At 74.9% G+C, this 25,944-nt stretch carries 21 protein-coding genes and 2 riboswitches; of the genes, 12 read left to right on the top strand and 9 right to left on the bottom strand.

Features of this window, described 5'->3' with window-relative positions; genetic code table 11:
- Positions 1-94: 94 nt before the first annotated feature.
- On the bottom strand, positions 95-1,642 hold the full coding sequence (locus tag OKX07_RS00645) for a collagen-binding domain-containing protein (RefSeq protein ID WP_265631765.1): 1,548 nt from the start codon (positions 1,640-1,642) through the stop codon (positions 95-97).
- Positions 1,643-2,085: 443 nt separating this feature from the next.
- On the opposite strand from OKX07_RS00645, the gene OKX07_RS00640 reads away from it, so the two are divergent.
- Positions 2,086-2,763, top strand: coding sequence for a DNA-3-methyladenine glycosylase I (locus tag OKX07_RS00640; RefSeq protein ID WP_265629936.1), 678 nt, complete (start codon positions 2,086-2,088; stop codon positions 2,761-2,763).
- Between the two features lie 51 nt (positions 2,764-2,814).
- Positions 2,815-3,033, top strand: a complete 219-nt coding sequence (locus tag OKX07_RS00635; protein ID WP_265629935.1) for a hypothetical protein — start codon at positions 2,815-2,817, stop codon at positions 3,031-3,033.
- An 11-nt stretch (positions 3,034-3,044) separates the two neighbouring features.
- On the opposite strand, the gene OKX07_RS00630 is transcribed toward OKX07_RS00635, so the two are convergent.
- Both OKX07_RS00630 and OKX07_RS00625 read right to left on the bottom strand, forming a co-directional pair.
- The gene (locus OKX07_RS00630; RefSeq protein WP_265629934.1) at positions 3,045-3,929 is read right to left on the bottom strand and encodes an RNA polymerase sigma-70 factor; all 885 of its coding nucleotides are present in this window, start codon (positions 3,927-3,929) and stop codon (positions 3,045-3,047) included.
- Positions 3,926-5,095: an NAD(P)/FAD-dependent oxidoreductase gene (locus OKX07_RS00625; protein ID WP_265629933.1), complete on the bottom strand. Its 1,170-nt coding sequence runs from the start codon at positions 5,093-5,095 to the stop codon at positions 3,926-3,928. The genes OKX07_RS00630 and OKX07_RS00625 overlap by 4 nt, the downstream gene beginning before the upstream one ends.
- 241 nt (positions 5,096-5,336) lie before the next feature.
- Positions 5,337-5,443, top strand: a riboswitch (SAM riboswitch).
- A gap of 73 nt (positions 5,444-5,516) precedes the next feature.
- Between OKX07_RS00625 and OKX07_RS00620 the strand changes: the two genes are divergently transcribed.
- The 3 genes from OKX07_RS00620 (at position 5,517) to OKX07_RS00610 (ending at position 10,268) form a co-directional block, all read left to right on the top strand.
- On the top strand, positions 5,517-6,623 hold the full coding sequence (locus OKX07_RS00620) for a methylenetetrahydrofolate reductase (protein ID WP_265629932.1): 1,107 nt from the start codon (positions 5,517-5,519) through the stop codon (positions 6,621-6,623).
- A complete protein-coding gene (metE, locus tag OKX07_RS00615; RefSeq protein ID WP_265629931.1) occupies positions 6,620-8,971 on the top strand; it encodes a 5-methyltetrahydropteroyltriglutamate--homocysteine S-methyltransferase in 2,352 nt (783 codons plus the stop codon). Before OKX07_RS00620 ends, metE begins: the two co-directional genes overlap by 4 nt.
- A gap of 142 nt (positions 8,972-9,113) precedes the next feature.
- The gene (locus OKX07_RS00610; protein ID WP_265629930.1) at positions 9,114-10,268 is read left to right on the top strand and encodes a MalY/PatB family protein; all 1,155 of its coding nucleotides are present in this window, start codon (positions 9,114-9,116) and stop codon (positions 10,266-10,268) included.
- A 279-nt stretch (positions 10,269-10,547) separates the two neighbouring features.
- On the opposite strand, the gene OKX07_RS00605 is transcribed toward OKX07_RS00610, so the two are convergent.
- The 6 genes from OKX07_RS00605 to gcvP all read right to left on the bottom strand — a co-directional run bounded on the left by OKX07_RS00605 (position 10,548) and on the right by gcvP (position 16,890).
- On the bottom strand, positions 10,548-10,985 hold the full coding sequence (locus OKX07_RS00605; RefSeq protein ID WP_265629929.1) for an Hsp20/alpha crystallin family protein: 438 nt from the start codon (positions 10,983-10,985) through the stop codon (positions 10,548-10,550).
- A gap of 184 nt (positions 10,986-11,169) precedes the next feature.
- Positions 11,170-11,625 carry a (deoxy)nucleoside triphosphate pyrophosphohydrolase gene (locus tag OKX07_RS00600; protein WP_265629928.1) on the bottom strand — a complete coding sequence of 152 codons (456 nt, stop codon included), beginning with the start codon at positions 11,623-11,625 and terminating at the stop codon, positions 11,170-11,172.
- Between the two features lie 156 nt (positions 11,626-11,781).
- A complete protein-coding gene (locus tag OKX07_RS00595) occupies positions 11,782-12,018 on the bottom strand; it encodes a helix-turn-helix domain-containing protein (RefSeq protein ID WP_265629927.1) in 237 nt (78 codons plus the stop codon).
- Positions 12,019-12,338: 320 nt separating this feature from the next.
- The gene (gene gcvH, locus OKX07_RS00590; RefSeq protein WP_265629926.1) at positions 12,339-12,710 is read right to left on the bottom strand and encodes a glycine cleavage system protein GcvH; all 372 of its coding nucleotides are present in this window, start codon (positions 12,708-12,710) and stop codon (positions 12,339-12,341) included.
- A gap of 65 nt (positions 12,711-12,775) precedes the next feature.
- Positions 12,776-13,951: a glycine cleavage system aminomethyltransferase GcvT gene (gene gcvT, locus OKX07_RS00585; RefSeq protein ID WP_265629925.1), complete on the bottom strand. Its 1,176-nt coding sequence runs from the start codon at positions 13,949-13,951 to the stop codon at positions 12,776-12,778.
- Positions 13,952-14,010: 59 nt separating this feature from the next.
- On the bottom strand, positions 14,011-16,890 hold the full coding sequence (gene gcvP / locus OKX07_RS00580; protein ID WP_416220858.1) for an aminomethyl-transferring glycine dehydrogenase: 2,880 nt from the start codon (positions 16,888-16,890) through the stop codon (positions 14,011-14,013).
- A gap of 345 nt (positions 16,891-17,235) precedes the next feature.
- Positions 17,236-17,346, bottom strand: a riboswitch (glycine riboswitch).
- Between the two features lie 202 nt (positions 17,347-17,548).
- On the opposite strand from gcvP, the gene OKX07_RS00575 reads away from it, so the two are divergent.
- From OKX07_RS00575 to OKX07_RS00545, 7 genes are all read left to right on the top strand, one after another.
- The gene (locus OKX07_RS00575; protein ID WP_265629924.1) at positions 17,549-18,775 is read left to right on the top strand and encodes a hypothetical protein; all 1,227 of its coding nucleotides are present in this window, start codon (positions 17,549-17,551) and stop codon (positions 18,773-18,775) included.
- 629 nt (positions 18,776-19,404) lie between these two features.
- Positions 19,405-20,049 carry a hypothetical protein gene (locus OKX07_RS00570; RefSeq protein ID WP_265629923.1) on the top strand — a complete coding sequence of 215 codons (645 nt, stop codon included), beginning with the start codon at positions 19,405-19,407 and terminating at the stop codon, positions 20,047-20,049.
- 11 nt (positions 20,050-20,060) lie between these two features.
- On the top strand, positions 20,061-21,206 hold the full coding sequence (locus OKX07_RS00565) for a hypothetical protein (RefSeq protein WP_265629922.1): 1,146 nt from the start codon (positions 20,061-20,063) through the stop codon (positions 21,204-21,206).
- A complete protein-coding gene (locus OKX07_RS00560; RefSeq protein WP_265629921.1) occupies positions 21,203-22,570 on the top strand; it encodes a hypothetical protein in 1,368 nt (455 codons plus the stop codon). The genes OKX07_RS00565 and OKX07_RS00560 overlap by 4 nt, the downstream gene beginning before the upstream one ends.
- Before the next feature lie 11 nt (positions 22,571-22,581).
- The gene (locus OKX07_RS00555) at positions 22,582-24,108 is read left to right on the top strand and encodes a hypothetical protein (protein ID WP_265629920.1); all 1,527 of its coding nucleotides are present in this window, start codon (positions 22,582-22,584) and stop codon (positions 24,106-24,108) included.
- Positions 24,109-24,117: 9 nt separating this feature from the next.
- Positions 24,118-25,164 carry an aminotransferase class I/II-fold pyridoxal phosphate-dependent enzyme gene (locus OKX07_RS00550; protein ID WP_265629919.1) on the top strand — a complete coding sequence of 349 codons (1,047 nt, stop codon included), beginning with the start codon at positions 24,118-24,120 and terminating at the stop codon, positions 25,162-25,164.
- Positions 25,143-25,931, top strand: coding sequence for an amidohydrolase family protein (locus OKX07_RS00545; RefSeq protein ID WP_265629918.1), 789 nt, complete (start codon positions 25,143-25,145; stop codon positions 25,929-25,931). Before OKX07_RS00550 ends, OKX07_RS00545 begins: the two co-directional genes overlap by 22 nt.
- Positions 25,932-25,944: the final 13 nt, after the last annotated feature.

The following is a 25,944-nucleotide window of genomic DNA, read 5'->3' as shown; positions in this document are numbered from 1 at the left end:
CCAGCATGCGCGCCCCCCGCGTCACCCACAACGGCCGACCCACCCGTAGTCACAGCTCGGCGACCCACCGAGGTCGTTGCCCTCGCGCCCGCGCTCAGTCGGACGCTGAACCGCGACGACCCAGGCCGACCGCGACCACCCCACCCACCAGGAGCAGCACACCCAGCAGACCCAGCAGCGCGCCCTCCGACCCGGTGGCGGCGAGGGTTGTTGCGCAGCCCGTACGCCCGCCCGGCGCCGCGCCGGGTGACGTCGTCGACGCGGCAACGGAGCAGGTGCGGGTCGGTGTGGGAGCCGGCGACTGGGTCGATGTCGGACCGGCTGTCGGTGTCGGGCCGGCTGTCGGTGTCGGCTCGACCGTCGGCGTCGGCGTCGGCGTCGGCGTCGGCGTCGGCGTGATGAAGGCGTTCACGATTCGGCAGGTGATGTCCGCTCCGGGCGGCACGACCAGCGTGGTCCCCGTCAGCGTGCCGCCGTCGCAGGTCCACGTCCCGGGCGCGTACCCGGCGGGGCCCGACTCGCTGAGCTCGTAGGACCCCGGCTCGACGGTGACGTCGGTGACCTCGGCCGACCCGGACGCGCCGGAGACCGCGGTGGGCCCCGCGGCACCCAGGGTCCAGTCGCTGGGTGCCGCGGTGCCGCCGACGACCTCCTTGACCAGCGTCAGCTCGGCGGGCTCCGGGGCGGCGTCCGCGCAGGTGATCGTCGTGGCGAAGGGGAAGTCGTGGACCTCGCGGACGATGCCACGGCTGGCGGGCCCGTGGACGAAGTTGGCCGCGATGACGTTGCCCTCGATGTTCGCGGTCACCTGCCAGGACACGTCGGCGTTGGGCGCGTAGAGCGTGCCTTCCAGGCCGTCGCCACCCGTGACCGTCACCGAGGTCGCGGTCGCGAAGTTCCACAGCATGTACGGGGCCTGGGCACCGGAGACGCCCGCGAAGTTGGGCAGGTCGCCCTCGAAGGAGGGGCCGGTGACGTTGACCACGAAGGGCGTGGTCGCGCTCGGCTGGTTCCGGAACGTGATCTCCGACAGGTCGGCCAGGTCGGCGCCGCTGATCTCGAGGACGTTGGTCTGCCCCTCCGTCAGGGTGACGAACGCGGCCTGGCCGGGGGTGATCTCCGTCAGCGGGGTGCCGCCGGCGTCCGTCAGCTCGAGGGTCGCGGCGCAGGCGGCGATGTCGGACGTCAGCGTCCGATAGGTGCTGTACGCGCCGGCGACGTCGACGAGGTCGGTCCCGACGGGCGTGGCGATGGACTCGGGGGTCTGGCGGTTGGTCCCGGTGATCGTCGGTGCCGACTCGTACACGGCACCCGGCTCGACCAGGCGGTAGTTCACCGCGGCGTTGTTGCTGTCGGTGTTGTACGCGGTGTAGGTCGAGGTGTCGGCCACCTTGGTGTTGCCGCGGAGCACCTGCAGGATCGACGGGTTCTCCGGCCAGACGATCCCGCCCCCGACGTACAGCGTCGTGGGATCCGTGTCGCCGGGTGCGGTGAAGGTGTCGAAGACACCGGCGCCGAGCGCCACCTGGTAGTTCTGCGTGAAGCTGAGGTTGCCGCCCGCCGCGACGGTCCCCTCGGCCTCGTCGAGGTCGAGCGCGACGTCACCCTCGACGAAGACCCAGGAAGCCGCTGTTCGCCGGATGGCCGCTCACCGGCACGCGCACCGGGTTGACGTCGTCCACCTGCGCTGACGCGGGACTGGCGGTCAGCGCGACGGCGACGAGGACGAGCGCTGCGGCCGATGCAACCGATCCAACGAGTGACGTGCGTCTCATGACAATCTATTAGACGCGCAAACGTGACAGATAGCACGGGGAGGCGTCGGTCCTTGCCTTGGGGCGATCGTCCCCACCGACCCGGACCGTGCTGCGGCGCTCACCCACCCCGACCCTTGCGTACTCCCACGCGCTTCACGCCGTCGCCCGCAGCGACGTCCCCGGGACGCCGCGTGAGCTTCTGTCGACCGTCGTGGCCAACCTGCCCGCGGCGCCGGTGAGCCGACCACAGGTCCCGTCCGGATCGCCCTCGTCCCCAGATCCGTGCAGACCCGCCCACGGTGTCGGCTCCCCGGAGCAGACTCGGGGCATGACGACGACGCCCGCCGCGACGGACACGACCGGCACCGACACCGACACGACCGACCTCGCCACGGCGACCCCGCCCGCGGGGGCCGTGCCGTTCCGGTGCTTCGGCGGGAACGACCCGCTGTACGCGGCGTACCACGACGACGAGTGGGCCGTCCCCGTGCACGACGAGCACGCCCTGTACGAACGGATCTCGCTCGAGGCGTTCCAGTCGGGGCTCGCGTGGATCACGATCCTGCGCAAGCGGCCCGCGTTCCGGGAGGCGTTCGGCGACTTCGACCCGCACGTCGTCGCGGGCTACGGCGACGACGACGTGGCGCGGCTGATGTCCGACGTGGGCATCGTGCGCAACCGGGCCAAGATCGACGCGACGATCACCAACGCCCGTGCGCTGCTCGCGCTGCACGACGCCGGCCGCACGCTGGACGGCGTCCTGTGGTCCCACGCACCCGCACCGCGGTCACGGCCGCGGACGTGGGACGAGGTCCCCGGCCGCACCCCGGAGTCGACGGCGCTCGCCAAGGAGCTGAAGTCGTTGGGCTTCCGGTTCGTCGGCCCGACCACCGCGTACGCCGCGATGCAGGCGTGCGGCGTCGTCGACGACCACCTCGCGGACTGCGTCGTCCCACAGCGGTCGACACCCGCCGCCGCCCCGCACGCCACTACTCCCGCGGAGTGATACAAGCGTCCAGGCCTCGGCAGACGAGCCTCGCGCCGCTAGGGTGCCCACATGACGGACTACGTGGAGCACGACGGACGGCGCGACGCCGTGCGCGCGGCGCACGATGCGTGGCTCTCCCCCGGCGAGGCGGATCCCGTCGTCCTGGAGCAGGTGCAGGACGGTCTGCTGGCCGTCCCGGTGATGGCACCCACCACGTCCTGGTTCGGTCTGCCGCACCAGCGCACGTCACGCGAGTCGACGCAGATCCTGCACCGCCGGCGCCGCTGAGGCACGGGCCCTCAGCGCCCCACGCGCCTCACCAGGTCGACCGACCCGAGCTTGTCGGGGTTGCGGAACCCGTAGAACCCCACGATCCGCCCGTCGCGGACGTCGAAGCTGAAGACGCCCTCCAGACGGTCCCCGTCGCGCAGCACGATGCCCGGCGCACCGTTGACCGTCGCGGCGCGGAACGAGTGCCTCGGCGTGGCCTTGCGGAATGTCCCGAGGATGAACCGCGCCACCTCGGCCGCCCCGCGCAGCGGACGCCGTGGGGCGCTGGCCTTGCCGCCGCTGTCGGACAGCCACACCACGTCCGGGTCCAGCACCCTCAGCAGCGCGTCGAGGTCCCCGCTGCCGGCCGCACGGACGAACTCCTCGACCACGCGGGCCGCGTCGTCCCCCACCGGCTCGAAGCGTGGCCTGCGGGCCTGCACGTGCTCGCGCGCCCGGTGCGCGAGCTGCCGGACGGCAGCCGGCGAGCGCCCCACCACCTCCGCGATCTCCGCGTGCTCGAACCCGAAGACCTCCCGCAGCACGAACACGACGCGCTCCGCCGGGGACAGCGTCTCGAGCACGAGGAGCAGGGCCATCGAGACCGACTCGCCCAGCACCACGTCGTCGGCGATGTCGCCGACGGACCCCACGAGCGGCTCCGGCAGCCACGGCCCGACGTACTCCTCACGCCGACGCGACGCGGCACGCAGGGCGTTGAGCGCCTGCCGGGAGACGATTTGAGCCAGGTAGGCCCGCTGGTGGGCGACCGTCGCGAGATCAACCCCCGACCAGCGCAGCCAGCTCTCCTGGAGCACGTCGTCCGCGTCCACGGCCGAGCCCGTGATCTCGTACGCGATGGTGAACAGCAGCGGGCGCAGGTCGTCGAACACCCGCGCCCGCTCGTCGCTCACCCCAGCCACCGGAACCTGCCCGGGTGCCGCGCCTCGGTCCGCAGGACCCGCACCGTCACCCGGCACACCAGCTCCTTCATCACCGCGGCCGCCCAGCCGCGCATCAGCACCCGGGGAGGGGTCGCGTCGTCGTGCACGCGCAGCACCACGGCCCGTCGTCGGCCCAGGCTCACGCACTGCGCGGCGAAGAACAACCCGAAGGGCGCGGCGGGGCGTCCGCGCAGGCCGGCTGCGACGACGTCCGCGGCGTGCGCGCCCATCGGCAGCGCCGCCTGGCACGTCATCCGCAGCGGCAGCCCCGTGACCGCGACCGCGTCGCCCGCGCCCACGATGCGCGGATCCGTCGCGCACTGCAGGTCCCGCTGCACCCGCAGCCGGCCGACGTCGTCGACGGGCAGGCCGCTGGCCCTGGCCAGGTCCGGCACCACGAACCCCGCCGCCCACACCGTGACGTCGCTGCGCAGCCGGCGGCCGTCGGCGAGCACGACCTCACCGGCGGTGACCTCGGCGACCCGCGCACCGTCGAGCACCTCGACACCCAGCCGCGACAGCGCCGTGTCCAGCGCGCGCCGCCCGCGCCCGACCTTTGCGGGACCCGGACCGAGCACCCCGCCCGCCACGAGCCGCACCCGCACGCCGGGGTGCGCCTCCGCCAGCTCGGTGGCCGCCTCGATCCCGGTGAGCCCACCACCCACGACCGTCACGACCGCCTCGGGCCCCGCGCCCGCGAGCGCGTCCCGCAGCCGGTGCGCGTCCTCGAGCACCCCGATCGGCAGCGCGTGGTCGCGCGCGCCGGGCACGTCCTGCGGGACCCCGGCCCTGCTGCCGACCGCCAGGACCAGGCGGTCGTACGCGAGGTGCGTGCCGTCGGCGAGCACCACGTGCCCGTCGTCGACGCGTTCCACGCGTGCGGTGCGCCGCTCGACGCCCGCGGCGAGCAGGTCGTCGGGCGTCCCGGTGCCGGTGCCCGCTGCGACCTGGTGCAGCCGTATCCGCTCGACCAGGCGCGGACGCTCGTCGACGAGGACCACGCGCGCCACCTCCGGGACACCCGTCAGGCGGTTGGCCGCCATCGTCCCGGCGTACCCGCCGCCGACCACCACGACCTGCGCGCCCGCCGTCCCGCGCCGGTCGCCGGTCCCCTGTCGTTGCGTCGTCCGTGCCACCACGTCCCTCGTTCCCCGGTGCCCGCCCGCGACGGACCCGATGTCGTCGCCCACGCTCACGGGCGGTCGTGACGGGCCGGTGCCGACCCGTCACCCCTGGGACACCGCGCACCGGGCAGGTGTGACACGATCCGGCGGGCCCGTTGCCCCGTCCAGGGTCAGGGCCCGCGGAGCGGACACTGCTGTCTCACCTGGCGAGCCATCCTGTCCGCCATCCGGGCAGCCGGGCTACGATCCTCGGCGACCATCCAGAGCGGCTGAGAGACCTGGCTCGACGACGCCGCAGCAACCCCCCTCCGCGTGAGGGTGTGGGTGCTTCCGCCAGGAACGATGGAGTGACGATGAGCGTGCGCCTTCCTGCCACCGACCCCTCGTGCGGCCCTCGCCGCACCGCACCCGCGTGCCCCGCGGGTCGCGTCCGATGAGCGTCGTGGCCGACGCCCCGACCGCACCCGCCGTCACCCCCTCGCGCGCCGCGCGACGACGTGCGGAGCAGGCGGGCGCCCTCGACCGGCCGACCGTCTCGTTCGAGCTGTTCCCGCCCCGCAACCCCGACGCTGCGCCGCGCCTGTGGGCGACGGTGCGTGAGCTCGAGGCCGTCGAGCCCGACTTCGTGTCGGTGACGTACGGCGCGTCGGGCAAGACGCGGCAGACCACGCGGGCCCTGGTCCGTCGGCTGCTGCGCGAGACGTCGCTGAACCCGATCGCGCACCTGACCTGCGTCGGGACGTCGCGCGAGGAGGTCTCGACGATCGTCGAGGAGTTCCTCGACGAGGGCGTGCGCTCGTTCCTGGCGCTGCGCGGGGACCCGCCCGCGGGCGAGGCCGACTGGAGCCCGCACCCCGACGGCGTGCAGACCGCAGCCGAGCTCGTCGACCTGCTGCGCGACATCGAGCGCGGCCGGTGCGGGCGCAGCCCCGCGCAGGCCGTCCGTGCGCGGGTGCGGCCGTTGTCGGTCGCCGTCGCGGCGTTCCCGCGCGGCAACCACGCGACCGGCGGTACCCGCGCGCAGGACGTGCAGTCGCTCCTCGCCAAGCAGGAGGCGGGCGCCGACTTCGCGATCTCGCAGGTCTTCTTCGAGGCCGAGGCGTACCTGGGCCTCGTCGCCGAGGCGCGCACCGCGGGCGTCACCATCCCGATCGTCCCGGGCATCATCCCGACGACCGACCCGGCACGGCTGCTGCGCGTGCAGGAGCTGACGGGTGTGCCCGTCCCGCGTCGGCTGCTCGACCTGCTGGGCTCGACCGACGACGTCGCCGAGCGGCACCGCCGGGGCACGCAGGCCGGGGTCGACCTGGTCAACGGCGTGCTCGACGGCGGCGCCCCCGGCGTCCACGTCTACACGTTCAACACGCACGAGGCGGCGCTCGACCTGCTCGACGGCGCCGATCTCATCGGTGGCCGCCGCAGCGCCGTCACCCCGAACCCCGCGGCCCTGACCTCCCCGGCCGCCGCCCACGACCTCACCGCGCCCGACGGCAGCCCCGCCGACGCGACCACGACGACCCCGCGAGGAAACCTGTCATGACCGACTCCACGCCCGCCGTGCCGGCGACCCCGGCCTTCCCCGCCGGTTCCGTCCTCGGCTACCCCCGCATCGGCCCGCGCCGCGAGCTCAAGAAGGCCCTCGAGTCGTTCTGGGCCGGCCGCACCTCGGCCGACGAGGTCGAGGCCGTCGCCGCCGACCTGCGCCGCCGCACCCGCACGCGCCTGGCCGAGCTCGGCCTGCCCACCGACGCGCCCGCCATCCCCAGCGCGTTCTCGTTCTACGACCAGGTGCTCGACGCGACCGCGCTCGTCGGCGCCGTCCCGGCCCGGTTCGCGGACCTGCAGGACGCGGACGGCCGCCTCGACCTGGCCGGCTACTCGACGGTCGCGCGCGGCCGCGGCGACGACCTGCCGCTCGAGATGACCAAGTGGTTCGACACGAACTACCACTACCTCGTCCCCGAGATCGGCCCGGACACGCAGTTCCGCTACGCGTCGGACCGTCCCGTCGCCGAGTTCACCGAGGCCCTCGCCGACGGCGTCCTCACGCGGCCCGTCGTCGTCGGCCCCGTGACGTACCTCGCGCTCGCCAAGGCGACCGAGGACTCCCCGCCCGGCTTCTCGCCGATCGACCGCCTCGACGACATCCTCCCCGTGTACGCGCGCCTGCTCACCGAGCTCGCGGCGGCCGGTGCCACCTGGGTGCAGATCGACGAGCCGGCGCTCGTCTCCGACTCCGTCGGAGTCTCGGCCGAGGTCCTGGCCGACGCCGCGACGCGCGCCTACCGCGTCCTGGCCACCGAGCTCGCGCGCCCGCAGCGGCCCGCGATCCTGCTCGCTGCGCCGTACGGCGACCTGGGTGCCGCCCTGCCGGCCCTCGCGGCCACCGACGTCGAGGGCCTCGCGCTCGACCTGGTCCGCGGCGACGCCCCGACGGTCTCCGTCCCGGGCCTGGCGAACAAGACGGTCGTCGGCGGCGTGATCGACGGCCACAACATCTGGCGCGCGGACCTCGACGCGAAGCTCGCGGTCCTCGAGCAGCTCGAGACGCTCGGCGCCGCGGCCGTCACCGTGGGCACGTCGACGTCGCTGTTCCACGTCCCGCACACCCTCGACGACGAGCCCGCGCTCGACCGCACCCTGGTGCAGTGGCTCGCGTTCGCCGACGAGAAGGTCCGCGAGGTCGCGACCCTCGCCGAGGGCCTGACCGAGGGCCGCGAGGCGATCCACTCCCAGCTGCTCGCGGCGTCGGACGCCGTGCGCAGCCGCGCCACCGCGCCGGGCGTCGTGCGCCCCGAGGTCCGCGAGCGCGCGGCCGCGCTGACGGACGAGCAGTTCCGTCGCGGCCCCTTCGCCGAGCGCAAGGCGGCCCAGGCCGCACGCCTGAACCTCCCCGCGCTGCCGACGACGACCATCGGGTCGTTCCCGCAGACCCCGGAGATCCGCAAGGCGCGCGCCGCCTTCGGCAAGGGCGAGCTCACGGCGGAGCAGTACGAGGACGAGATGAAGGCGGAGATCCGCCGCGTCGTCGAGCTGCAGGAGCGGATCGGCCTCGACGTCCTGGTGCACGGCGAGCCCGAGCGTAACGACATGGTCCAGTACTTCGCCGAGAACCTCGACGGGTTCGCGGTCACGCAGAACGGCTGGGTGCAGTCGTACGGCTCGCGCTGCACGCGCCCGTCGATCCTGTGGGGCGACGTGTCGCGGCCCGCGCCCATCACGGTCGCCTGGGCGCAGTACGCCCAGTCGCTCACGCAGAAGCTGATGAAGGGCATGCTCACGGGCCCGGTGACGATCCTCGCGTGGTCGTTCGTGCGCGACGACCAGCCGCTCGGCGACACCGCGAATCAGGTGGCCCTCGCGCTGCGCGACGAGATCGCCGACCTCGAGGCCGCGGGCATCGCCATCGTCCAGGTCGACGAGCCCGCGATCCGCGAGCTGCTGCCGCTGCGCGAGAAGGACCACGCCGCGTACCTCGACTGGTCGGTGCGCTCCTTCCGCCTGTCGACGGCCGGCGTGCGTGCGGACACGCAGATCCACACGCACCTGTGCTACTCGGAGTTCGGCGAGATCATGGAGGCGATCGACGGCCTCGACGCCGACGTGACCAGCATCGAGGCGGCCCGCTCGAAGATGGAGATCCTCGGCGACATCGCCGCGGCCGGTTACCCGCGGGCCGTCGGCCCGGGCGTCTACGACATCCACTCGCCGCGCGTCCCGTCGCAGGCCGAGGTCACCGAGCTGCTGGCCGAGGCGGTCCGCACCATCGACGTCGACCAGCTCTGGGTCAACCCGGACTGCGGCCTCAAGACCCGCCGCTACGAGGAGGTCGACCCCTCCCTCGAGCACCTGGTCGCCGCGACCCGCACGGTCCGCGCCACGCTCTGACGCAGGAAGGGCTGGATCGACCTCTCACCCCAGAGGGGCCACCCCACCAGGGGCGCGAGAGGTCGATCCAGCCCCACCCCCACCCACCCCCGGGCGCGAGAGGTCGTTCCAGCCCCGAGCGGGCTCGCCTACCCTGCGGTGCATGGGATCTCCCTTCGACGTGACCGTCGCCGAGATGCGTCGGCGCACCTCGCTGAAGTGGCACACGTACCCCGACGACGTGCTCCCCGCGTTCGTCGCGGAGATGGACGCCGCGCCGCTCGACGCGGTCGTCACCGCCGTCACGGGGGCGATGCTCGCCGGCGACACCGGGTACGAGGCCGGCCCGACGAGCCGCCTCGGCACGGCTTACGCCGAGGCCTTCGCCGGGTTCGCCGCTCGGCAGCACGGCTGGGACGTGCCCGTGGACCGCACCCGGATGCTCCCCGACGTCATGCTCGGGATCGTCGAGGTGCTGGGCGTGCTGTCGTCGCCGGGCGACCGCGTCGTCATCAACCCGCCGGTGTACCCGCCGTTCCGGGCGTTCGTCGAGCACGCGGGGCGGCAGGTCGTCACCGCCCCCCTGACGACGGAGGGGCGGCTCGACCTCGACGCCCTCGACCGGGCGTTCGCGGACGCGTCCGTCTACCTGCTGTGCCACCCGCACAACCCGACGGGCACCCTGCACACCCGGGACGAGCTGCGGGCGGTCGGCGAGCTCGCGACGCGACACGGCGTGCGCGTCGTCGCCGACGAGATCCACGCACCGCTCACCGTCGGCGACGAGCCGTTCGTCCCCACGACGACGGTCATCCCCGATGCCATCGCGCTGCACTCGGCCTCGAAGGCGTTCAACCTCGCCGGGCTCAAGGCCGCGCTGGCCGTGCCGGGCCCGGCGGCCGACGACCTGGCCCGCCTGCCCGAGATCGTGGGTCACGGCGTCAGCCACGTCGCGTCGATCGCGCACCAGGCCGCCTACCAGCACGGGGACGCCTGGCTCGACGACGTGCGCGGGGCCATCCGCAGCAACGGCGACCTCGCTGCCGCGACCCTCGCCGAGCAGCTCCCGTCGGCGCGCTGGACCCGGCCCGCGGCGACGTACTTCGCGTGGCTCGACGTCCGCGAGACCCCGGCCGTCGCCGCGGCGGGCACCGACCCGGCGCGCATCCTGCTCCACCAGGGACGGCTCGCCGTCAACTCGGGCCCGACCTTCGGCGCCGGCGGCGACGGGCACGTCCGGCTCAATCTGGCGACGTCGCGCGAGATCCTCACCGACGCCCTCGCCCGCCTCACGACGACCCTCGCCGCCCGGTCCTGACGCGACCCGCCGCGAGCGACGATCTGGATTGCTCTCTCACGGGCTGTTGGGGTCGGCGCGGGACGGGCTGGATTGCTCTCTCACGGGCTGTTGGGGTCGGTGCGGGACGGGCTGGATTGCTCTCTCACGGGCTGTCGGGGTCGGCGCGGGACGATCTGAATTGCTCTCTCACCGGGGTGGAGGGGGTGGGGCGCAGAACTGGATTGCTCTCTCACGGCCGTGGGGGGTCGGGCGCACCCCGCTGGGGGGGTGAGAGAGCAATCCAGCCCGGGGTGGTGGTCAGCCGGCGGTGGCGGACGCCGCGATGGACGTCGGCGAGGCGCCGTGCTGGACCTCGATGCGGCGCGGCTTGGCCTCCTCGGCCACCGGGACAGTCAGCGTCAGCACGCCGTCGGCGTAGGTCGCGCTGATCCTGTCGAGCGCCAGGCCGCGGCCGACGGTCAGCTGCCGGGCGTAGGTGCCGACGGGGCGCTCCTTGGCGAGCCACTGCACGTCGTGGTCCGTGCGGGCGGTGCGCTCGGCGCGGATCGTCAGGGTGCGGTCGTCCACGCCGACGTCGATCGTGCCCGGGTCCGCGCCCGGCAGGTCGACGTGCAGGACGTAGTGGTCGCCGTCGCGGTACAGGTCCAGCGGCATGGTGGCCGCGGCGCGGTCCGACGCCAGGACCTGCGCGAGCACGCGGTCCATCTCCTGGAACGGGTCGAAACGGGTAGCCATGCCCTCACCTCCTCGACGTCGGGCCCGGACCTCCCGGGTCCCGTGGTACCCCGGCGGGAGCCTCCGCCGGGTGGCTACACGTCAAGAATTAGCACTCTCCCTCGGGGAGTGCCAAGTGGTCGCGCGGCCTCGTTCGCTGCAGGCGAACGGGTCGCGCACGGGCCGCTGACGGGCCGTGCAGCGCTCAGGCGGTGCGGCCGATCGCGCTGCGGCCGCTCGAGGGGAAGGACGCGACGAACTGCGTGATGCCCTCGACGACCCGCACGTCGGCGTCGAGCCAGGGCACGTCGAACCACTGGCCGTCGGGCAGCCACCGCAGCTCGTCGTGCTCGTCGAGGGGCTCGGGCTCGCCGTCGAGCACCTCGGCGAACCACAGCCGCAGGACGTACTGCTCGGAGATCCGCCAGACACCGTCGTCCGGACCGAGCAGCTCCACGCCGAGGCCCACACGGACGCCGAGCTCCTCGCGGATCTCGCGGTGCAGCGCAGCCTCGGGTGTCTCGCCTTCCTCGACCTTGCCGCCGGGGAACTCCCAGCGGCCGGCCAGGCTCGCCGGGTAGGCGCGGCGGGCCGCGAGCAGCAGGCGAGGGTCGTCGAGGTCGTCGACCACGGCAGCGGCCACGACGAGCACAGGGGTCATGCGACGAGTCTGCCAGCCATGTGTCACAGCCGGGTCACGACATCGTGGCGCGGCCGGGCACGTCGCACGCACGGCCGGGGAGGACCGGCCGAACGGGACGTGCGGGCTGGGTGCAGCACGGAGGGATCCCTCCCGCCCCTCCGGGGCGGCGTGGGGTCAGCGGATCCCGTGGGCCTCGGCCCAGGCGACCGCCTCGGCGCGGGTGGACACGCCGATCTTGCGGTAGACGCTGCGCACCTGGGACTTCACGGTGTTGCGCGTGACGAACAGCCGGGTCGCGATCTCCTCGAGCGTCACGTCCTCGGCCAGCTCGGCCAGCACGACCCGCTCGCGACGGGTGAGCGAGTGGGTCCCCATGGTGTGCGGGTTCACGCTCGTGTCCAGCATGCTCATGATGTCCTCCGGTGGGGCGGCGGGGCCGGACTCTCCGGCTCCGCGTGGGCTGCGTACCGGATGAGAGCGCCGTACCCGGTCGCTATGACGCGACTTTTGCCGACTTCTCTGAATCACCGTGAGTTCCCCCCCGCGGTGCCGATCGCTGCACCTGACAAGACGACGCCCGAAGCCCCCTGATACGTCCCGGGGCGAACGCCGTCCTCCTAGCACTGTGCGCCATGTCACCCGTTCGGGGCAAGCACTCGGACGTATGGACAGTTGTCCAACCTCTCACCCGAACGGCTCACCCCGTGGGTGTCACCACCTACCCGTTCGGCTCAAGGGTTCACAGCCCCGTACTCCTCGGCCGTCAGCAGCGGACCCGTGGACGTCACGTCGACGCGCAGCAGCCAGCCCTCGCCGTAAGGGTCCGTGTTGACCAGGGACGGGTCGTCGACGACTGCCTGGTTGACCTCGACGACGGTCCCCGTCACGGGGGAGAACAGCTCGGAGACGGACTTGGTCGACTCGATCTCGCCGATCACGGCCCCCGCAGCGACGTCGGAGCCCGCAGCGGGCAGCTCGACGAACACGATGTCACCCAGTGCGTCCGCGGCGACCGCGGTGATGCCCACCGTCACGGGCGACCCCGCGTCGATCCACTCGTGCTCGGCGGTGTACTGCAACGTCGTCGGCAGCTCGGCAGCCATCGGTGCTCCTGTCGGGTCGGGTCGTACGGGGAGGTCGAGGTGGCGGTGCTGCGACGCAGCGACCGTCACCGAGGACGACGGTAGAAGGGAAGGGGCACGACGCGCACGGGTTCGCGGCGCCCGCGGACGTCGACGGCCAGCTCCTGACCCTCGGCGCCGACCTCGGGCGTCACGTACGCCATCGCCACGGGGTAGCCGAGCGTCGGCGAGGGAGCCCCCGACGTCACGGTCCCGACGACGGGCGCGTCGGGCTGGGTCGACGCGACGACGTCGTACCCGTGCCGGGCCGCACGCCGCCCGAGACCCTGCAGACCGACGAGGACGCGCGCGGACGCGGACTGCGCACGCGCCGCGAGCGCGTCGCGGCCGACGAACGGCACCGGCACCCCGTCGGCGTCGACCTTGTCGAGCTTGACGACCCGGCCCAGGCCGGCGTCGTGCGGCGTCGTGGTGCGGTCGAGCTCGTTGCCGTACAGCGGCATGCCGGCCTCGAGGCGCAGGGAGTCGCGCGCGGACAGCCCCGCCGGGACGAGCCCGTGGCCGGCACCCGCGGCGAGCAGCGCACGCCACAGCGCCGGCGCCCCCGCGGCGTCGACGAAGAACTCGAAGCCGTCCTCACCCGTGTACCCCGTGCGGGCGACGAGCACGGGGGCGCCGTCGAACCGCAGCGGCAGGCACGCGTAGTACTTCAGCGTCGCGGGCGTCACGTCGGCGGGCCCGTCCGGGTCGGCCGTCAGGCCGGGCAGCGCCTCGACGACCGCGAGCGCGTGCGGCCCCTGCACCGCGACGAGCGCGGTGGCGGCGGAGCGGTCGGCCACCGCTGCGTCGAGCCCGACGTCGAGCCGGGCGCGATCGGCACGCTCACGCAGCTCCGCCAGGACGACCTCGTGGTTGGAGGCGTTCGCGACGACGAGGTACACGTGCTCGCCCGTGCGGTAGACGACGAGGTCGTCGACGACCCCGCCGTGCTCGTCGACGATCATCGTGTACCGCGCGCCGAGCACCCGCAGCGCCGTGAGGTTGCCGACCAGCGCGCGGTCCAGGAACGCGGCCGCGTCGGGGCCGGTGACCTCGATCTCACCCATGTGCGACAGGTCGAACAGGCCGGCCGCGGTGCGGACGGCCGTGTGCTCGGCCAGGTCGGAGGTGTACCGCAGGGGCATCTGCCACCCCGCGAACGGCGTCAGCGCGGCGCCGAGGGCGACGTGCTCGTCGTGCAGGGGGGAGAGGCGGTCGGGCATCGGGGCTCCCTGCGTGGGGTCGGGCGCGGTGCGGTCGGGCGCGGTGGGGTCGGCGGGCGTCATCGGACGTCGTCCGCGTACGCCTCGACGGGCGGGCACGAGCAGACGAGGTGACGGTCGCCGCGCGCACCGTCGATGCGGCGCACCGGCGGCCAGTACTTGCCGGCCCGCAGCGACGGGACGCCGAACGCGGCCTGCTCGCGGCCGTAGGGGTGCTCCCACACGTCGGCGCTGACGGACGCCGCGGTGTGCGGGGCCTGGCGCAGCGGCGAGCTCTCCAGCGGCCAGCGGCCGTCGGCGACGTCGGTGATCTCGGCGCGGATCGCGACGAGCGCGTCGACGAACCGGTCGAGCTCGGCGAGGTCCTCGCTCTCGGTGGGCTCCACCATGAGCGTCCCGGCGACCGGGAACGACAGGGTCGGCGCGTGGAAGCCGTAGTCCATGAGGCGCTTGGCGACGTCCTCGGCCGTGACGCCGGTGGCCTTGGTCAGGGGGCGCAGGTCGAGGATGCACTCGTGCGCGACCAGGCCGCCGGGCCCCGCGTAGAGCACGGGGAAGTGCTCGCGCAGGCGCGTGGCCAGGTAGTTCGCAGCCAGCACGGCCGTCTCGGTCGCGCGCCGCAGCCCGTCGGGACCCATGAGCGCGACGTACGCCCACGAGATCGGCAGGATGCCGGCGGAGCCCCAGGGCGCGGCCGAGACCGGGGGGACGACCGGACCGGTCGCACCCGGCGTCCCAGCCCCCGGCGTCCCAGCCCTCGGCGGCCGCGCACCCGGCGTCGGGTCGCCCGGCAGGTACGGCGCGAGGTGCGCCGCGACCGCGACGGGCCCGACGCCCGGGCCGCCGCCGCCGTGCGGGATGCAGAACGTCTTGTGCAGGTTGAGGTGCGAGACGTCGCCCCCCAGCTCACCCGGGCGGGCCAGCCCGACGAGCGCGTTGAGGTTGGCGCCGTCGATGTACACCTGCCCGCCCGCGGCGTGTACCAGGTCGCAGACCTCGCGCAGGTGCGCCTCGTAGACGCCGTGCGTCGAGGGGTAGGTGATCATGATCGCCGCGACGCGCGCGCCGTGCTGGTCGAGCTTGGCGCGCAGGTCGGCCAGGTCGACCTCGCCGTCCTCGGCCGTCGCCACGACGACGACCTTGAGGCCCGCGAGCGCCGCCGACGCCGCGTTGGTGCCGTGCGCCGAGGCGGGGATCAGACAGAGGTCACGGTGCTCGTCGCCCTCGGCCCGGGTCGCCTCGTGGTACGCGTGGATGGCGAGCAGGCCCGCGAGCTCGCCCTGCGAGCCGGCGTTGGGCTGCACGCTCACGGCGGCGTACCCGGTGATCTCGGCGAGCCAGTCCTGCAGCTCGGTGACGAGGGCCGCGTAGCCCTGCGTCTGGTCGGCCGGGGCGTACGGGTGCACGTCGGCGAACTCGGGCCAGGAGATGGGCTCCATCTCGGCTGTCGCGTTGAGCTTCATGGTGCACGAGCCCAGCGGGATCATCGTCCGGTCGAGCGCGAGGTCCTTGTCGGACAGGCGACGCAGGTAGCGCAGCATCGCCGTCTCGGAACGATTCACGTGGAACACCGGGTGCGTGAGGTAGTCGGTGCTGCGCGCCAGGTGCGCGGGCACGTCCGTGGGACGCGGTCCGACGAATCCCACGTCGTGCGCGCCGTCGTCGCCCGCCGCGATGCTGGTCGTGCCCGCGTCGGCGAACGCGAGGACCACGTTCAGCAGGTCGTCGCCGCGCGTCGTCTCGTCGCACGCGACCTGCACGTGGTCGTCGTCCGGGGCCCAGACGTTGATGCCGCGGGCCGCCGCCGCCGCGACGACCGCCCGGGCACGGCCCGGGACGCGCGTGCACACGGTGTCGAAGACGTGCTCGTGGACGACCTCGACGTCGACCTCGCGCAGCACGCCCGCGAGGCACACGGCCGCGCCGTGGACGCGCCGCGCGATCGCCGCGAGCCCGTCCGGCCCGTGGTAGACCGCGAACATCGACGCGACGATCGCGAGCAGCGCCTGCGCGGTGCAGATGTTGCTCGTCGCCTTCTCGCGGCGGATGTGCTGCTCACGGGTCTGCAGCGCCAGGCGGTACGCCGGCGCGCCGTCGGCGTCGACCGAGACCCCGACCAGCCGCCCGGGCAGCGTCCGCGCCAACCCCGTCCGCACCGCCATGAACGCGGCGTGCGGGCCACCGCCGAACAGCGGGACGCCGAACCGCTGCGCCGAGCCGACCGCGACGTCCGCGCCCAGCTCACCGGGCGTCGTCACGAGCGTGAGCGCCAGCAGGTCCGCGGCGACCGTCACCAGCGCGCCGCGCTCCTGGGCGGCCGCGACCAGCGCGCGCAGGTCGCGCAGCTCTCCCGACGCGCCCACCTGCTGCACGACGACCCCGACGAGCGGCCCGTCGACGTCCGGCAGGCCGTCGGTGAGGTCCGCGACGACGACGGGCAGCCCGACCGCCTCCGCACGCCCGCGCGCGACCGCGATCGACTGGCCGAACAGGTCGGCGTCCAGCACGACCGTGCCCGTCGTCGCCCGCGACGCGCGCCACATCAGGGCGACGGCCTCGGCGACGGCCGTGGCCTCGTCGAGCAGGGAGGCGTTGGCCACGTCGAGACCCGTGAGGTCGGACACCACGGTCTGGAAGTTCAGCAGCGCCTCGAGGCGGCCCTGCGAGATCTCCGGCTGGTACGGCGTGTAGGCGGTGTACCAGGCGGGGGACTCGAGCACGTTGCGGCGGATCACGGCGGGCGTCACCGTGCCGGAGTAGCCCTGGCCGATCATCGGGCGCAGCACGCGGTTGCGGCCGGCGATCGCGCGCAGCGCTGCGAGGACCTCCTCCTCCGAGCGCGCCGCGGGCAGGTCGAGCGGGCGGTCGGTGCGGATCGTCGCGGGCACGGCCGCGTCGACGAGCGCGTCGAGGTCGGCGTAGCCGAGGGTCGCGAGCATGCGCGCGGTCTCGTCCCCGCGCGGCCCGATGTGCCGGTCGGCGAAGCCGTCGGCGGCCGGCGAGCGCGGCGGCGCGTGGGGGGTGGCGGGTGCGGTGGGCGCGGCGGGGGCCACGGCGGGCACGGCGAGGTCGGTCACGGGCTGCTCCACGGGGTCGTCCGGCCGTGACGGGGCACGGTCGGGACGGGCAGGGGCTCCCCGCTCTGTCATCCACCCCGTACGGGGCGACCTGAGAGTTTTGCCGGTCCGCCATGAGCCGTGCCCGTGGGGGCCGTGGCTCCGGGGCGCGCCGGCTTGCACCGTCGGTGGGTGCCGGACCTAGCCGGCACCGCTTTCCAGAGTTGCCTCGCCGCGGCGGTACGGGTGCCTGAGAGATTTCCGGGGAGGATTGCTCCTTCGGCGCCCCGCGCTGCCACCCTCGCGGGCGGCCGACGGGAGCTCTCCCGCCGCGGTTCGAGCAGCGTGTTCAGTTGTGGCTGATCTGGCCCCAGGGTACGCCACGGGGCCGTCACGCGGAGGGGCTCCCGGCGGCTCGTCGAGACCGGGCTCAGGTGCGGCTCGACGGGTCCTGGGACCTCAGCCCCGTCGCGCACGGCCGTCGTCCCGGCCGTCGGGACCGGCGTCGACGACAGCCGGCCGGTGGCGTCAGACTGGCGGGGTGGAGGGGGCCCACGGCCCGGCGCTGGCGCACGGGCTCGAGCAGCACGGCACGCTGAGCGTCGTCGCGCGGCAGCTGCTCGACGTGCTGACGGCGACCCAGGCCGACGTCGACGCAGGCGTCGAGGCCCGCGTCGCGGCGAACCCCGTGCTCGTCCGCGGGTCACCGCGCCGTTGCCGGTGGTGCGCCTCGGCGCTGCGGGGCGGCCGGTGCCCCACCTGCAGCGGGTCGGGCGTCGACGTGCAGTCGCTGGACCCCGCCTCACCCGTCGACGCCCGCGAGCGCGTGCGGCTCGACGCCCGCGCCCTCGTCCCGCACGGCCGCGAGGACGACGTCGACGCCGTGCTGGCGCTCCTCGACGACCGGGGGCTCCTGCCGCCCGACACCCCCGACCCCCCGCCGCCGCGGCTCGCCGCCGCACTCGCCGCCGTCCGCGCGTCCGCGCCACCGGGCACCGCCGCGCGCGGCCTGCACGCGAGCCTCGTCGCCCAGGCCGCCCGGCACGTCGCGCACGGTGCACCCGACCTCGTCCTCGTGCTGCTGCGCGACCACCTCGCGCGCCTCGGGACACCGGACCTCGCGACCCACGTCGACGCCACGCCCGACGCGCTGGAGGCGGCCATGCACGTGATCCGCACGCGCCTGACGCCGGCACCGCTCCCCGTGGCCGCCCGCGACGGCCCCACCACCCCGCCCGACGTCGTCGTCCGCGAGGTCGCCGGCCGGCTCGTCGTCGACGCGCTCGGCCCCGACGACCTGGGGATCGGCCTCGACGACGAGCTCACGGCCCTGGCCCTGGACCCCGCCGCCGCCGCGTGGCGCGACGCCCACGTGGCCGACGCGCACCGCCTGATCTACCTGCTGGGCCGGCGCGCCGACACGCTGCGCCGGGTGACGGCCGTCGCGGTCGACGTGCAGGAGGGGTTCGTGCGGCACGGGCGGTCGGCCCACCGGCCGCTGACGCGCGCGCAGGTCGCCGACCGCCTCGGGCTGCACGCGTCGACCGTGTCCCGCGCGGTCAGCGGGGCGGTCGTCGCGCTGCCCGGGCGGCGGGTGCTGCCGTTGGCGGCGCTGTTCGGCACGTCGCAGGCCGCGCGCGACGCGGTCCGGTCGCTGTTCGCGTCCGACGACCCTCCGCGCACCGACGCCGAGGCCTGCGCACGCCTGGCGTCCCGCGGCATCCACGTCGCCCGACGCACGGTCGCCAAGTACCGCACCACCCCCTGACACCCCACTGACGCGGCCCCCCTCCGCACCCACCCACCTCCCCCGGTGTGCCCCTTTCGCCGAGCGCGGGGGACAACGCTCGAGCGCGGGGGTTGTTTCCCCCGCGCTCGACACGTTTCCCCCGCGCTCGAGGAGGAGGGCTCGCCGGGTGGGGGGGTGCGCCGGTGGAGGGTGCGCCGGTGCAAGGGGTGCGCCGGTGGAGGGTGCGCCGGTGCAAGGGGTCCGCCGGTGCCAGGGGTCCGCCGGTGCAAGGGGTTCGCCGGTGCAAGGGGTTCGCCGGTGCAAGGGGTTCGCCGGTGGAAGGGGGTCTGTCGGTGGAAGGGGGTCTGTCGGTGGAAGGGGGGTTCGCGCGAGGGAAGAGGGGTTCCGTGCGGGTGTGCCCCGGGCCCCACCACCAGCCACCGCCCGCTCACCCCCCGCTCCACCCCCGTTCCACCCCGTTCCACCGCCACCCACGGCCGTCGAGCTCGTCCTCCAGCGGCTTCCGGCTCCTGGGGAGCCGCTGGAGGACGAGCTCGGCGGGGCTGCGGTCGGTGGGAAGCCGCCGGGAGGACGCGGTCGGCGGTGTGGCACGGAACGTGCATGTACCTGCTGTGACGGAAGTCCGCAGCGGGGAAAGGGATGTGCCCATGCATGACATCGACCGAGCCCTCTTCGAGATGGGCCAGGAGAGCGCCTGGGAGGGCGAGTCCGAGGACGAGCTGGACGGGCGGGCCGAGATCGGCCTCGCGACCGAGCTGCTCGAGGTCACGTCGGAGGAGGAGCTGGACCAGTTCCTCGGCTCCCTGCTCAAGGGCGCGGTGAGCGCCGGCAAGGCGTTCGTCTCGTCCGACGCGGGCCGCGCCGTCGGAGGGCTGCTGAAGACCGCGGCCAAGCAGGCGCTGCCGCACGTCGGACGCGCCGTCGGCGGGGCGGTGCCGTGGCTCGGCGCCGACGCGGGCAGCAAGGCCGGCGGGTACCTCGCCGGCAAGCTCGAGGCCGAGCTCGAAGGGCTGTCGCAGGAGGACCGGGAGCTCGAGGTGAGCCGCGCGTTCGTGCGGTTCGCCGACGAGACCGCCCGCGTCGCGTCCGGCGCACCGCCCGGGATGCCGCCGCAGGTGGCCGCGCAGCGCGCCGCCACCGCCGCCGCACGCCGGCACCTGCCGCCGCTCGCGCCCGTCGTCGCGGGCATGCGCCCGCCCCAGCCCGGGGGTCCGACCCGCCCGGGCGGCCCCCGCAAGGCCAGCGGTCGCTGGGTGCGCCGCGGTCGCAACATCGTCCTGCTCGACGCGTGAGGAGACGTGCCATGACGTACCAGAGCAACGGCCGGCAGGAGTGGTCCGGCGAGGTGGCCCTGCAGGAGTGGGAGGTCCCCGGCGGGTGGTCCGGCGAGGGCGAGTCCGAGGGCGAGTGGTCCGGCGAGGGCGAGTGGTCCGGCGAGTCCGAGTGGACCGGCGAGTCCGAGAACGAGTGGTCCGGCGAGGGCGAGTGGTCCGGCGAGGGCGAGTCCGAGGGCGAGTGGGAGGGCGAGGACGAGGGCGAGTCGGAGGAGGAGCTCGCGTACGAGCTGCTCGAGATCACGTCCGAGGAGGAGCTCGACCAGTTCCTCGGCAAGCTCGTCAAGGGCGCCGGCAAGTTCCTGAAGTCGGGGGTCGGCAAAGCCGTCACGGGTGCGCTGAAGAGCGTCGCGAAGGTCGCGCTGCCCATGGTCGGGTCCGCGATCGGCAGCTTCGTCGCGCCCGGCGTGGGCACCGCGATCGGCGGCAAGCTCGGCTCGATGGCGTCCAAGCTGCTCGAGGCGGAGGAGGCCGAGGCGCTGGGCGAGGAGGAGGCCGAGCTCGAGGCCGCCCGTCGGTTCGTGCAGCTCGGACGCGCGACCGCCCGGTACGCGGCGGCCGCGCCGCCCTCGGTGCCGCCGGCCACGGTGGCCCGCAGCGCGACGATCGCGGCGGCACGACGCTACGCACCGGCGCTGGTGCGCCCCTCGGCGCCCGGCTGGCGCGACCGGCGCGGGCAGCGGCTCGGCGCGGCGTACGGTCCGCGCACCGGACGTTCGCAGGGTGGTTCCGGGGCGCACTCCGGTGCCTCCCGCGGCGCCTCGGGCCGTGGTGGGTCCAGCCGCGGCGGATCGTCCGGCGGGTACCGCGGGTCGAGCTCGTCCGGCGGGTCGGGTGGCTACCGCGGGACCGGCGGGTCCGGCACGTCCCGCACCCGGTCGGGGTACGGCGGCTCGGGGTACGGCGGCTCGGGTGACGGCGGGTACGACCCCCGTCGGCAGCCGCGCCGGCGCCCTCGTCCGACCCCGCGCGGCGGACCGTCCTGGGGCGCGTGGGGCGGCGACGCCTGGCCCGTCCCGGCGTGGCCCGGCTGGGCCACCCCGTGGGACGACGGCGCGGACGTCTGGGACGGCGTCGAGGACGGCGCCGACGAGACCGGGTTCGAGTTCGCATGACCGCCACGCATGCGGAGCGCACCCTCGGGGGCCTGGACGGCGCCCTGCTGGCGCCCGCGCTCGTCGCGCAGGAGGCCGAGGCGCTGCTGGTGCGCCTGGGCCGGCTGCGGCCGTTCGTCATGACCGAGACGATGGTGCTCGCGGCGGCGCTGCCCTACGACGCGCACCGCGCGATCGAGCAGTTCCTGCACGCCGGGCGCACGACGCTGCGCGACCAGGTCGAGGGGTTCCTCGACTGGCTCACCGGGCCGGGCGCCGCGGCGCCCGCGTGGGAGCAGCAGCGCCGGTTCGTCGCGATCCGCATGCGCTTCAACGACGTGCTCTCCCAGCTCGACGTCTTCGCCGAGGTGGTCACGCAGCGTTCCGAGCAGGGCACCGGGGTGTGGCTGTCGGGGCTCGACCGGCTGGCGGCGGACGCGATCCGCATGCCGGACCCACCGGTCGAGCCGCCGCCCCTGGTCTGCTACCTGGCGCGCGGTGCGGGTGCCGCGATCCGGCGGGCGCGCACGCGGCTGCCGGGCGGGCGCCTGTCGCCCGTGGCGATCATCCGCATCCCGCGGGAGCGGATGGTCGGGCACGGGGTCGCGTCGTCCCTGATCCACGAGGTGGGTCACCAGGTCGCGGCGCAGCTCGAGCTGGTGCCGTCGCTGCAGGACGCGATCGCCCGGCGCCGCGTCCGCGCGCGTCCCGCGGAGGCGGCCGCGTGGGACGGGTGGCACTCGACGGTGTCGGAGTGCGTCGCGGACCTGTGGTCCGTCGGCAAGCTCGGCATCTCCTCGACGCTCGGCCTGCTGGCCGTCGTGAGCCTGCCGCGCGCGCTGACGTTCCGCCCGCCGCGCGGCGACCCCCACCCCATGCCGTACGTGCGGGTGCTGCTGTCGGCGGCGATCGGCCGCCGGTTCTACCCGCACCCGCAGTGGGATGCGCTCGTCGCGGCGTGGAAGGCCTGCTACCCGGAGCAGGACGTGAGCCCGGAGGTCCGCGCGGAGATCGCGCGGCTCGAGGGCACGGCCGACGCGTTCGCCGACCTGATGGCGAGCCACTGCCCGCCGTCGCTCGGTGGGCGGGCGATCGCCGACGTCCTGCCGCTGGGCACCCGCCGGCCCGAGCGTCTGCTGGCGCTGCGCCGCACGTGGGGCGACGACCTGGCCGTGCTGGCCCGCCGCCCCCCGACGCTCGTGCTCGCGGTCATGGGGCAGGCCCGCGGGGCCGGCCTGGTCGCACCGCAGCAGGAGTCCGCGGTGCTCGCGGACGTGCTGGCCGCGTGGGCGGTCCGCTCGTCCATCGACGTCATGGCCCGTCCGCACACCCGTCCCGCACCACAGCGCCACGCGGCACCCGTCGCGGCCAGCGCCCAGCCCTGAAGGGAAGTCCCATGGTCAAGATCCAGACGCCCAGGTTCAAGGACGGCGAGGTCCGGTTCGTCGCCTCCGAGCTCACGCGCCACCGCAGCTACGAGGCCCGGCTGGTCGGCCCGGCGGAGTTCGGGACGACGACCCGTGAGCTGGCGCCCCCCGGGGGCGGCACCACCGCGAAGGTCGGCCTGCCCATCGTCGACGCCCCGTCCGGCTCGTACGTCGTGCAGGTCGTGGACCTCGGGGTCGACCCCGAGCAGGTCGTCGCCGAGAGCGAGTTCCACGTCGTCGGCACGTCGACGCCCCAGGACGAGCCCGAGCCGGCCCGCGTGCAGCTCGCACGCACGGCCATGGCCCCGACGAGCGACGTCGTCCTCACGCAGGAGATCCTGCGGGTGACACGCGCCCGGCGGTTCGCGGACTACCAGCTGCACGTCGACCGCACGCTGGTGCGCGAGACGGGCGGCGCGTTCTCGCCCGCCGCGTACGAGGTGATCCTGCGGGCGACGCGCGAGTTCCTCGAGCGCGACACCACGACGATCATCGACCCGGGTGGCAACTACCTGGAGCGCGGCAACCTGCCGTACCTCGAGAACGTCGCGAGCCGCTACCCCGACGCCCGGTTCGGCCGCACGGCCACCGACGTCGTCGCGGACATCGACGACGACCTGCTCGACCGGCCGGCACCGGTCGAGCTCATCTGGACGTACTGGAACGAGGAGTCGGGCATCTTCCAGGTGCTCAACCTCATCCTCGCCCGGTTCCAGAACCGCCGGCTGCCGCGCGGGGGCGACGCCCTGCAGCGGTTCTCGCTGAGCTACCTGCGGCCGCTGCGGAACCTGCTGTACACGTGGGGCGACCACGAGATCGACCGGCTGACGGTGCGCCGTCGCGCGGCCGAGTACCAGTACGAGTACGGGCTCGACATCATCGGCCGCGCCGTGCCCGGGTCGCTGCAGTACGTGGAGCGGCGCAGCCGGTTCCTCGAGTCGTTCCACACGCTGCTGCACGAGGCGCTGGTGTTCTACCGCCTCGACGACGACACCACGGTCGTCGCGGACGCGTTCCCCGTGCTCAACGCCCTGCGGGACACGCACCGCGTGCTCGCGGAGGGTGCGGAGAACCAGTTCGACGGGGTGCCGCTGCAGTCGCGGATCGAGACCCTCGCGATGCAGTACGTGCTGGCGCAGCCCGAGATGCGCGAGTTCCTCGGCGGGCGGCCGATGGTGCCGTACGAGGAGCCGTGGATGGACCGCGTCGACACGCTGCGCTCGCTGTGCGGCTGGGGCGACACGTCCGTCACGCACTTCCACGAGCTGGCGGTGTACGGCGAGCAGCTCGTCATGAGCGTGCGGTGGGGCGACTGGTCGGCGGTGAACCTCACGGCGGACTCGGCGGCCAACTGGGCGCGGCTCATGCGCGACCCGGTGCACCGGTACGTCCACGCGTACCGCACGGTCACGGGCGTCGACCTGCAGCTGGGGGTCGACGCGACGATGCCCGCGGTGCTGCTCGCGCGGCGCAACCGCGCCCGCCAGCGCGCCTAGGGGTGCGACGTGCTCGACCTGACGTCGTCGCTGTTCCTGGGCGTGCACCACCCCGCGGGGCGGTCCGGCGGGTGGTCGTCCCTCACGACGGGCCGCGCGGCGGCGCTCGGCGAGCCGGCGGTCGCCCGTCGGGTCGCCGCGCGCGTCGCGGCCCGCCTCGGGGCGCCCGCGGGGGTCGTCCACCGCTCCGCGCTGCACGCGCTCGTCGACGTGGTCGACGTGCTCGCGCCGTCAGCCGTGATCGTCGACGCGGGTGCGTACCCGCTGGTCAGGCTAGCGGCGGGGGCGTCGGCGCCCGTGGTGCGCACCTTCGCGCACCACGACGTCGACGACCTCGTGCGCGCGCTCGCGGGGGCGGGGCCGCGGCCCGTCGTGGTGACCGACGGCTGGTGCGCGGCGTGCAACCGGCCGGCACCGCTGACGGCGCTGGAGCGCGTGGCGCGGGCGGCGGGCGGCACGCTCGTCGTCGACGACACGCAGGCGTTCGGCGTCCTGGGGCCTGGCGGGGCCGGCACGTGGCGGTGGTCCGGCGGCCGGCCCGTCGGCGCCGTGCAGGTGGTGTCGCTCGCCAAGGGCCTCGGTGCGCCGCTGGCCGTGACGGCCGGGCCGCGGGACGTCGTGGCCCGGCTCGCGGTGCACGGCACGCGGTGGCACGCGAGCCCGCCGACGGCCGCGGACCTGCGGGCGGCCGACGACGCGACCGCGCCGGCCGCGCAGCGCGCGCTCGAGGGTCGTCGGCGCCGGTTGTGGTGGCTGGTCGGGGCCCTGCGTGCGGGCCTGCTGCGCCTGGGGCTCGGGATCGTCGGACGACCGTTCCCCGTGGTGCACGCCCGCGGACCCGACCCCGCACGGGCGGCGCGGGTGCTGCGCGGTCGGGGGGTACGGGCCCTCGTCCTGGCGCCCGCGTGCCTGCCCGCGCCCGTCCTGACGTTCGTCGTCACGGCCGAGCACACGCCCGCCGACGTCCGACGCGTCCTGGCCGCCGTGCGCGTGGCCGCCACGTCGCCGACGGGGCCACGGCCGGGGGTGCCGCGATGGCCGGGGGTGCCGCGATGATCGTCGACGCGCACTGCCACGCCGGGCTCGGGGACGTCATGCCCGACCCCCTGGGCGACGACCACCCCGACGCCGCGCTGCGCCGCTACACCGCGCGCGCCCGGCACGTCGGCATCGGGCACACCCTGCTCATGGCGCCGCCGTCCGACGACTACCCCGCGGCGAACCGGCACGTCGCCCGGATCGTGCAGGGCGCCCCGCAGCGGTGGACCGGCATCGTGTTCGTCGGCCCCCGCGCCGACGCGGGCCGCATCGACGCCATGGTCACCACGGCCGTCGACGCGTGGGGGTTCCGCGCGATCAAGGTGCACTGGCGCGACGGACCCATGACCGACGAGGTCGCCCGCGCCGCCCAGGCCCGCGCGCTGCCCGTCGTGCACGACCCCGGCGGCGACGTCGACCAGGTCGCGCACTTCGCCGACCGCTACCCCGACGTCGCGTGGGTCGTGCCGCACCTGTCGTCGTTCGCCGACGACTGGCGCGCGCAGACCCGGTTCGTCGACCTGCTGGAGCGCCGGCCCAACGTCCACACCGACACGTCCGGCGTGCGGTACGTCGACGTGCTGCTCGACGCCGTGCGGCGCGCGGGGGCCCACAAGGTGCTGTTCGGCACCGACGGCCCGTACCTGCACCCGGCGGCTGAGCTCGCCAAGGTCCGCGGGCTCGGCCTCGCGCGCGACGACCTCGCGCTCGTCCTGGCGGGCAACGTCCGCCGCCTCGTCGCCCGCGTCCGCCGGGCGCCGGCCACCACCCCCGTCCCGGTGTGAGCACCGGGACCGA

The organism is Cellulomonas sp. S1-8 (assembly GCF_026184235.1).
In the GTDB taxonomy this organism is placed as follows: Bacteria; Actinomycetota; Actinomycetes; order Actinomycetales; family Cellulomonadaceae; genus Cellulomonas.
This window is presented reverse-complemented; position numbering and strand designations above follow the sequence as displayed.

What these genes read in the sequence shown, in the direction of transcription:
- OKX07_RS00560 (WP_265629921.1), top strand. Translation starts at nt 21,203, where the DNA reads ATGACCGCCACGCATGCGGAGCGCACCCTCGGGGGCCTGGACGGCGCC.
- gcvT (WP_265629925.1), bottom strand. Translation starts at nt 13,951, where the DNA reads ATGCCCGACCGCCTCTCCCCCCTGCACGACGAGCACGTCGCCCTCGGC.
- gcvH (WP_265629926.1), bottom strand. Translation starts at nt 12,710, where the DNA reads ATGGCTGCCGAGCTGCCGACGACGTTGCAGTACACCGCCGAGCACGAG.
- OKX07_RS00565 (WP_265629922.1), top strand. Translation starts at nt 20,061, where the DNA reads ATGACGTACCAGAGCAACGGCCGGCAGGAGTGGTCCGGCGAGGTGGCC.
- OKX07_RS00635 (WP_265629935.1), top strand. Translation starts at nt 2,815, where the DNA reads ATGACGGACTACGTGGAGCACGACGGACGGCGCGACGCCGTGCGCGCG.
- metE (WP_265629931.1), top strand. Translation starts at nt 6,620, where the DNA reads ATGACCGACTCCACGCCCGCCGTGCCGGCGACCCCGGCCTTCCCCGCC.
- OKX07_RS00605 (WP_265629929.1), bottom strand. Translation starts at nt 10,985, where the DNA reads ATGGCTACCCGTTTCGACCCGTTCCAGGAGATGGACCGCGTGCTCGCG.
- gcvP (WP_416220858.1), bottom strand. Translation starts at nt 16,890, where the DNA reads ATGCTCGCGACCCTCGGCTACGCCGACCTCGACGCGCTCGTCGACGCG.
- OKX07_RS00595 (WP_265629927.1), bottom strand. Translation starts at nt 12,018, where the DNA reads ATGAGCATGCTGGACACGAGCGTGAACCCGCACACCATGGGGACCCAC.
- OKX07_RS00555 (WP_265629920.1), top strand. Translation starts at nt 22,582, where the DNA reads ATGGTCAAGATCCAGACGCCCAGGTTCAAGGACGGCGAGGTCCGGTTC.
- OKX07_RS00570 (WP_265629923.1), top strand. Translation starts at nt 19,405, where the DNA reads ATGCATGACATCGACCGAGCCCTCTTCGAGATGGGCCAGGAGAGCGCC.
- OKX07_RS00545 (WP_265629918.1), top strand. Translation starts at nt 25,143, where the DNA reads ATGGCCGGGGGTGCCGCGATGATCGTCGACGCGCACTGCCACGCCGGG.
- OKX07_RS00610 (WP_265629930.1), top strand. Translation starts at nt 9,114, where the DNA reads ATGGGATCTCCCTTCGACGTGACCGTCGCCGAGATGCGTCGGCGCACC.
- OKX07_RS00600 (WP_265629928.1), bottom strand. Translation starts at nt 11,625, where the DNA reads ATGACCCCTGTGCTCGTCGTGGCCGCTGCCGTGGTCGACGACCTCGAC.
- OKX07_RS00620 (WP_265629932.1), top strand. Translation starts at nt 5,517, where the DNA reads ATGAGCGTCGTGGCCGACGCCCCGACCGCACCCGCCGTCACCCCCTCG.
- OKX07_RS00640 (WP_265629936.1), top strand. Translation starts at nt 2,086, where the DNA reads ATGACGACGACGCCCGCCGCGACGGACACGACCGGCACCGACACCGAC.